The organism is Streptomyces sp. MUM 203J (genome assembly GCF_022414595.1).
In the GTDB taxonomy this organism is placed as follows: Bacteria; Actinomycetota; Actinomycetes; order Streptomycetales; family Streptomycetaceae; genus Streptomyces.
In genome coordinates, this window is the sequence record NZ_JADWYO010000116.1 from 1 (window position 1) to 5,153 (window position 5,153).

The window sequence follows — 5,153 nt, forward strand, 5'->3', positions numbered from 1 at the left end:
CGGCTTCGCCGGCCGTCCCGGCGGCGGTGGCGGCGGTCGTCCCGGCGGTGCTCCCGGTGGCTTCGGCGGCGGCGGTGGCCGTCCCGGCTTCGGCGGTCGTCCCGGCGGCCCCGGCGGCCGTGGCGGCACGCAGGGTGCCTTCGGTCGTCCGGGCGGGCCCGCCCGTCGCGGCCGCAAGTCGAAGCGGCAGAGGCGCCAGGAGTACGAGGCCATGCAGGCCCCGTCCGTGGGCGGCGTGATGCTGCCTCGCGGCAACGGCGAGACCGTTCGCCTGTCGCGCGGTGCGTCCCTCACCGACTTCGCTGAGAAGATCAACGCCAACCCGGCGTCGCTCGTCGCGGTGATGATGAACCTCGGCGAGATGGTCACGGCCACGCAGTCCGTCTCCGACGAGACGCTGCAGCTCCTCGGCGACGAGATGAACTACACCGTTCAGATCGTGTCGCCGGAGGAGGAGGACCGCGAGCTGCTCGAGTCCTTCGACCTCGAGTGGGGCGAGGACGAGGGCGGCGAGGAGTACCTCGTCGCGCGTCCGCCGGTGGTGACCGTCATGGGTCACGTCGACCACGGTAAGACCCGGCTGCTCGACGCGATCCGCAAGACCAACGTGATCGCGGGCGAGGCCGGCGGCATCACCCAGCACATCGGTGCCTACCAGGTCACGACCGAGGTCAACGAGCAGGACCGTCCGATCACCTTCATCGACACCCCGGGTCACGAGGCGTTCACCGCCATGCGTGCCCGCGGTGCCAAGTCGACGGACATCGCGATCCTCGTGGTCGCGGCCAACGACGGCGTCATGCCGCAGACGGTCGAGGCGCTGAACCACGCCAAGGCGGCTGACGTGCCGATCGTGGTCGCGGTCAACAAGATCGACGTCGAGGGCGCCGACCCGACGAAGGTGCGCGGCCAGCTCACCGAGTACGGCCTGATCGCGGAGGAGTACGGCGGCGACACCATGTTCGTCGACATCTCCGCCAAGCAGGGCCTGAACATCGACAAGCTGCTGGAGGCCGTGGTCCTCACGGCCGACGCGACCCTGGACCTCCGGGCCAACCCGGAGCAGGACGCGCAGGGCATCGCGATCGAGTCGCACCTCGACCGCGGCCGCGGTGCCGTCGCGACCATCCTGGTCCAGCGCGGCACGCTGCGGGTCGGTGACACGATGGTCGTGGGCGACGCCTACGGCCGTGTCCGGGCCATGCTCGACGACAAGGGCAACAACATCGAGGAGGCCACTCCGTCGACTCCGGTCCTGGTCCTGGGTCTCACCAACGTCCCGGGCGCCGGCGACAACTTCCTGGTCGTCGACGAGGACCGCACGGCCCGTCAGATCGCGGAGAAGCGCGCGGCGCGCGAGCGCAACGCGGCCTTCGCCAAGCGGGTCCGCCGGGTGTCCCTGGAAGACCTGGACAAGGTCCTCAAGGCCGGCCAGATCCAGGAACTCAACCTCATCATCAAGGGCGACGCGTCCGGTTCGGTCGAGGCTCTCGAGTCCTCGCTGCTCCAGCTCGACGTCGGTGAAGAGGTCGACATCCGCGTCCTGCACCGCGGTGTGGGTGCGGTCACCGAGTCCGACATCGACCTGGCGATGGGCTCCGACGCCATCGTCATCGGCTTCAACGTCCGTGCGGCCGGCCGTGCCGCGCAGATGGCGGAGCGCGAGGGCGTCGACGTCCGCTACTACTCGGTGATCTACCAGGCCATCGAGGAGATCGAGGCGGCCCTCAAGGGTCTGCTCAAGCCGGAGTACGAAGAGGTCGAGCTGGGTACGGCGGAGATCCGCGAGGTCTTCCGCTCGTCCAAGCTGGGCAACATCGCGGGTGTCCTCATCCGCTCCGGCGAGGTCAAGCGGAACACCAAGGCCCGTCTCATCCGCGACGGCAAGGTCATCGCGGAGAACCTCACCATCGAGGGCCTGCGTCGCTTCAAGGACGACGTCACCGAGATCCGGGAAGGCTTCGAGGGCGGTATCAACCTCGGAAACTTCAACGACATCAAGGTCGACGACGTCATCGCGACGTACGAGATGCGCGAGAAGCCGCGCGCCTGATCCAGGCGGGCGCACGCGCCTGACCCGGGCGTGTGGATGCCGGGGCCGGTCGGCGGAGGAATTTCCGTCGATCGGCCCCGGCCGCTGCGTGTACGGTTCAGTTGTCCCCGCCCGATCAAGCGGGGGCCATCCGAACCCGAACCGGCGGGACATCCGGGCACACATGTATGTGGGGACTCTGTCCTTCGACCTGCTCCTGGGCGACGTACGGTCGCTGAAGGAGAAGCGCTCCGTCGTCCGCCCGATCGTCGCGGAGCTGCAACGCAAGTTCGCCGTGAGCGTGGCGGAGGTCGGCAACCAGAACCTGCACCGCAGAGCCGAGATCGGCGTGGCGATGGTCTGCGGCGACGCGGGACATCTGACCGGGGTACTGGACCGGTGCGAGCGGCTTGTGGCCGCCCGGCCGGAGGTGGAGCTGCTGTCCGTACGGCGGCGCATGCACACCGACGAAGACTGAACTTTTGAGTTTGTACGCAGGACGTCGTACGGAAGACGTCGTCGCAAGACGGAAGAGGAGAAGGACCGGTGGCCGACAACGCGCGGGCCCGCAAGCTGGCCGATCGCATCCAGGTCGTGGTCGCGGAGACCCTGGACCGGCGCATCAAGGATCCGCGGCTGGGCTTCGTGACCATCACCGACGCCCGGGTCACCGGCGACCTGCGGGAGGCCACGGTCTTCTACACGGTCTACGGGGACGAGGAGGAGCGCGCCGCCTCGGCGGCGGCGCTGGAGTCCGCCAAGGGCATCCTGCGCTCCGAGGTCGGCCGGCAGACCGGGGTCCGGTTCACGCCGACCCTGACCTTCGTCCCGGACGCCCTCCCGGACAACGCCCGCACCATCGAGGACCTCCTCGACAAGGCCCGGGCCAAGGACGCGGAGGTCCGCCAGGCCGCGACCGGCAAGACGTACGCGGCCGGGGCCGACCCGTACCGCAGGCCGGACGAGGACGAGGCGGACGCGGAGTCCGACGAGGACGGCGCCGGCGCCTGATGAGCAACACCGCACGTACCCCCGACGGCCTGGTCATCGTCGACAAGCCGTCGGGCTTCACCTCGCACGACGTCGTCGCCAAGATGCGCGGCATGGCCCGCACCCGCCGGGTCGGCCACGCCGGCACGCTGGATCCGATGGCGACCGGCGTCCTCGTCCTCGGCGTCGAGAAGGCGACGAAACTGCTCGGGCACCTCGCGCTGACCGAGAAGGAGTACCTGGGCACCATCCGCCTCGGCCAGACCACCGTCACCGATGACGCGGAGGGGGAGATCACCGCCTCCGCCGACGCGTCCAAGGTGTCCCGGGAGGGTGTCGACGCGGCGGTCGCCAAGCTGACCGGCGACATCATGCAGGTGCCGTCCAAGGTCAGCGCCATCAAGATCGACGGCAAGCGGTCCTACGCGCGGGTGCGGGGCGGTGAGGACTTCGACATCCCGGCCCGGCCGGTGACCGTCTCCTCGTTCACCGTGTACGACATGCGCGACGCGGTCGCGGAGGACGGGACGCCGGTCGTCGACCTGGTCGTGTCCGTCGTCTGCTCGTCCGGCACCTACATCCGGGCCCTCGCCCGCGACGTGGGCGCCGACCTGGGCGTCGGCGGCCATCTGACGGCACTGCGCCGCACCCGGGTGGGCCCGTACAAGCTGGACGCGGCCCGCACCCTGGACCAGCTCCAGGAGGAGCTGACGGTCATGCCCATCGCGCAGGCCGCGGCTGCCGCTTTCCCGCGCTGGGACGTCGACGAACGGCGGGCCCGGCTGCTGCTGAACGGCGTCCGGATCGACATGCCCTCGTACCCGGAGGCCCCTGTGGCCGTCTTCGGTCCGGGCGACCGCTTCCTGGCGCTGGTGGAGGAGCGGAACGGCAAGGCGAAGAGCGTGGCGGTCTTCGCCTGACACGCCGTGGCCGGCAGGCCACCGTGGGGCGGGCACCCGTACCGGGCTGCCCGCCCCATGCCCCCTTCCCGTGCGTCCCATCCATCCCGGGACCGCGCTTCACCCACACGGCCAGGCGCTGGGAGCGAACCCCGGGGGCGTGAGGGGGCGCGTTCGGGGAACGACCGCTGGCGGTGATCACCACCGGCCTACCGTCGGACCCATGGGACGCGCGGACCTGGCAGCACTGGTACTGATCTGTGATCAGACGGGCCGACCACGTGGAACCGGCTTCGTCGCCGACGACCTGGGCACGGTCGTCACGGGTCACGAGACGGTCGACGGCCTGGACCGGGTCCTGGTGGAGGCCCCCGAGACAGGCGCGAGGGCCGAGTCCACGGCCGTCGTCCGCCTGCCCGCCGAGGCCCTGGCACTCATCCACACCCGGGGGCTGGGCATCCGCCCCCTCCCCGTCGCCGCGTACGCCCCCCGGCCCGGTACGTACGTACGTATCCACGCGCACGGCTGGCGCGAGGCCCGGGTCCTGGGCACGGCCGAGGCGACCTACACGGCCACGGAACGCTTCCACACCGTGGACGGTGTCCTGGAACTGGCCATCGGCACGGACGGCAGCGAGGCCCTGCGCCGCGACGGTCAGGCGGCGGGCGGCCCGGTCCTGGACGCGGCGACCGGCACCGTACTGGCGGTGCTCGGCACGGCCCTGCACACCGACCACCGCGCCCCCGCCCTGGCCGTCCCCCTCGTCCCCGCCGCCACCCGCACCCCCCGGGGCCCCCTGGCCGCCCTCCTCCGCCGCAACACCGCGACGGCCCCCGCTCACGGCCCCGGCCTCAACCTGGCGGGCGCCCTGGAACTGACCGCGACGACCCTGCCGCAGCCCCTGGCACCCGAGCCCGTTCACCGGGCCGGGGTGGCCGGGGAACTGGACCGGTTCGTGGCGGCCGCGGGCCTGCCGACGAGGGCGCGGGGCGCGGACCGGCCGACCGGCCGGGCCGGGGAGCCCGGGGCGGCGGAGGCGGCCTCTGCCGTGGACGGGCGGGCGGCGGCGGTGGACGGGACGTTCGCGGTGTGCGCCGGGGCGGTGACCGGGAAGGCGGGTTCCGGGGAGGGATGCCGGACCGGGGGCGGCGAACCGGGCGCGGGAGCGGTGGCGGACGGGCCGGGGGCGCGGCCGGTGAGCGGCGCGGCGGGCCGCGGGACGGGTCCCGAGG

At 72.0% G+C, this 5,153-nt stretch carries 4 protein-coding genes and 1 pseudogene; all 5 read left to right on the forward strand.

All coding sequences use genetic code 11. The features are described 5' to 3' along the window. Positions 1-2,053 (forward strand): translation initiation factor IF-2 (gene infB / locus I3F58_RS28970; protein ID WP_240111684.1); only part of this gene is annotated, 2,053 nt, incomplete at its 5' end. A 163-nt stretch (positions 2,054-2,216) separates the two neighbouring features. After that, entirely contained in the window at positions 2,217-2,510 is a 294-nt protein-coding gene (locus tag I3F58_RS28975; RefSeq protein ID WP_240111685.1) for a DUF503 domain-containing protein, read from the forward strand. 68 nt (positions 2,511-2,578) lie between these two features. Next, positions 2,579-3,043 (forward strand): 30S ribosome-binding factor RbfA, encoded by a 465-nt coding sequence (gene rbfA, locus I3F58_RS28980; RefSeq protein ID WP_240111686.1) that lies wholly within the window; start codon positions 2,579-2,581, stop codon positions 3,041-3,043. Beyond that, positions 3,043-3,942 carry a tRNA pseudouridine(55) synthase TruB gene (gene truB / locus I3F58_RS28985; protein WP_240111687.1) on the forward strand — a complete coding sequence of 300 codons (900 nt, stop codon included), beginning with the start codon at positions 3,043-3,045 and terminating at the stop codon, positions 3,940-3,942. Before rbfA ends, truB begins: the two co-directional genes overlap by 1 nt. Before the next feature lie 202 nt (positions 3,943-4,144). Continuing rightward, positions 4,145-5,153, forward strand: a pseudogene (locus tag I3F58_RS28990) (serine protease); the annotation flags it as partial.

Bases quoted from the DNA above. Each gene is read 5' to 3' on its own strand.
- I3F58_RS28975 (WP_240111685.1), top strand. From the start codon at position 2,217: ATGTATGTGGGGACTCTGTCCTTCGACCTGCTCCTGGGCGACGTACGG.
- truB (WP_240111687.1), top strand. From the start codon at position 3,043: ATGAGCAACACCGCACGTACCCCCGACGGCCTGGTCATCGTCGACAAG.